Consider the following 2,691-nt stretch of genomic DNA (forward strand, 5'->3'; position numbering starts at 1 on the left):
GGACTGCAGTGCCCGCTCCCAGCACCAGCAAGGGTTTGCAGTGGCGGAAGGTGTCCCGAACGAAGGCCAACGCGTTGGCGTCCGCCGCAATCGCCTGAGCTGCGGAGCTGCCATCGGGCACGACCACGCCATCAAAGAGAAAACCGGGTTCGTTCTCGAACKAAGCGTCGGCGTCGATGATCTGGCCGTCGTCAGCCGTCACCGGGCCGATCTGCGGGCCCACGAGGCGCGCAACGGCGCCTTGGGCCTGCAGTGCCTGCTTGAGGGTGATCAGCGATGCCGCGGCCACGCCCGGGGCGACCATCAACGCGACCTTGCGCCCTTGCACCGAGCCGTTGCCCGGCCGGGCCAACAGCGACAGTGCGGGCGACCGCGTCACCTCAGGTTCGTCCGGGGTCTCGAGAGCGCGCGGCAAAGGCTCGGGCAGCGGCACCATTCCCAGCTTTTCGCCCACACGCTGCGCCAGTTCTTCTGACGCGTTGCGCAAGGACGCGACCATGCGCCGCCGGATGGCCGGCACCGTGACCTTGCTCAGCTCGAAGCGAAACGCTGCGGCAATGTGGGCCTGCTCGGCGGGCGTCTGGCTTTCGTAAAAGAGCCGCGCCTGGGTGTAGTGGTCAGCGAACTTGTCCGCCTTGGCTCGCACCTTGGCCTGCTCGTCCTCTGCGCGCATGCGCGCCGGTACCGAAACGAAGCCGTGCATCGAGCCGGCCTGGAAGGGGCAACCGCCGCCAAGCGAGTTCGGCTCATAGGACACGCGGCCTCGATGGATGGTGTGTTGATGCAGCCCGTCACGCTGGTTGTTGTGCACCTGCACGATCGGCGCGTTGATCGGCAACTGCTGGAAATTGGGTCCGCCCAGTCGGGAAAGTTGGGTGTCCGCGTAAGAGTGGATGCGACCGGCCAGCAGCGGGTCATTTGAAAAGTCGATGCCGGGGATGATGTTCGCCGTGCAATACGCGACCTGTTCCGTCTCGGCAAAGAAATTGTCGGGGTTTCGGTTCAACACCAGGCGACCCACAGGAGTCAGGGGCACCAGCTCCTCAGGGACGAGCTTGGTGGGGTCCAGGATGTCGAAGCTGAAGCCTTCGGCCTGTTCTTCGGTGAAGACCTGCACGGCCAGCTCCCACTCGGGATAGGCGCCGTTCTCGATCGCCTCCCACAGGTCGCGACGATGGAAGTCGGGGTCTGCACCCGAGATCTTGACGGCCTCGTCCCACACGAGCGAATGGGTGCCCAGCACCGGGTTCCAATGGAACTTGCAGAACACCGTGTCGCCGCCTTCGTTGACCAGCCGGAAGGTGTGCACACCGAAGCCCTGCATCGTGCGGAAGCTGCGCGGGATGGCCCGGTCGCTCATCACCCACATCAGCATGTGGGTGGACTCGGGCATCAGCGAGACAAAGTCCCAGAAGGTGTCGTGCGCGCTGGCTGCCTGCGGCATGCCGTGATGCGGCTCAGGTTTGACGGCGTGAACCAGGTCGGGAAACTTCATCGCGTCCTGAATGAAGAACACCGGCATGTTGTTGCCGACCAGATCCCAATTGCCCTCGTCGGTGTAGAACTTGACGGCGAAGCCACGGACGTCGCGGGCGGTGTCCTTGGAGCCCCGCTCGCCCGCCACGGTGGAGAAGCGCACGAAGACGGGCGTGACCTTGCCAGCCTCCTGAAAGGGCGCCGCCCGGGTGTGCTGGGTCAACGGCGCCTCGCAGATGAAGTGGCCGTGGGCCGCGGAGCCACGCGCGTGGACGATKCGCTCGGGRATGCGCTCRTGGTCGAAGTGSGTGATCTTCTCGCGCAGGATGAAGTCTTCSAGCAGCRCCGGRCCSCKCGSGCCSGCCTTGAGTGAGTTCTGGTTGTCKGCRATGSSCACKCCSTGGTTGGTGGTCAGCGCCTGGCCGGAGGCATCGGCACGCGCACCTTCGAGCCGCTCGATGGTGGCGTTCAGGCTTTCGACTGCCGGAGCGCCAGTCTTGTCCGAGTCGTTGACTTCCGACAGTGTGCTGGCGCCAGGCCAGCGGGAGGCGGGTTCTGCCGTGGCCCCACGAGGCGGATCGATGCCATTCTCGAACCCATGCTCGGCCGCCTTGTTGGCGTTGTAGGGCATGCCCGACGCCAGCTCTTCGGTGTCGCGTTGCTGTTGCGCGGCAAGCGAATCGTCAGTACCTGTTGCGGCTGACTTGGACGGGCCACTGTCGGTACGAGCCGAACTGTTGGTGGGCGGAGACTTGCGAGTGGCCATGGGTGCGATCCGATCAAAGAGGGGCGCCGACGCGGCGTCAGAGCCAAGAGCATTCGGTGTGCCCGAGCAGTGCCCGCCTGAAGCGCCCGACCAGCCGGCCTCGCATTGGCCCTCAGCTCGTCATGCCGAACCGGCGCGTGGGAGCGCCAGGAAGAAGCGCAGAAATTCTGCCGATGCGTCTGGTCCGGCGCCATCCGTGTAGGAGCCACTCGCGTGGCCACCCGACCAGGCGTGACCGGCACCGTGCAAGGTCCATGATTCGACGTGCGGCTGACCATCGGCGTCGACGTGCACTGAGCGGCTGTAGCTTCGCCCACCAGGGGACACGCCGCTCTCCGTGCGGGCAAGCAGCTTGATGCCGCCGGCCGCCCTCTGGTGAGCGTCGAGCGCTTGCCGGACGATCTCGGTGCCATTGGTTTGTTGCACCGTATGGTCCCGATCACCATGGA

The 2,691-nt window shown here is 65.6% G+C and carries 1 protein-coding gene and 1 pseudogene; both read right to left on the reverse strand.

What is annotated here, in order from left to right:
• A partial coding sequence (locus tag AC1DYI_RS32010) for a catalase (protein ID WP_477208148.1) occupies window positions 1-2,242 on the reverse strand: 2,242 nt, incomplete at its 3' end.
• 120 nt (window positions 2,243-2,362) lie between these two features.
• A pseudogene (locus AC1DYI_RS32015) lies at window positions 2,363-2,691 on the reverse strand (alpha/beta hydrolase family esterase); the annotation flags it as partial.

This window comes from Ideonella sp. P3_A4, assembly GCF_056403075.1.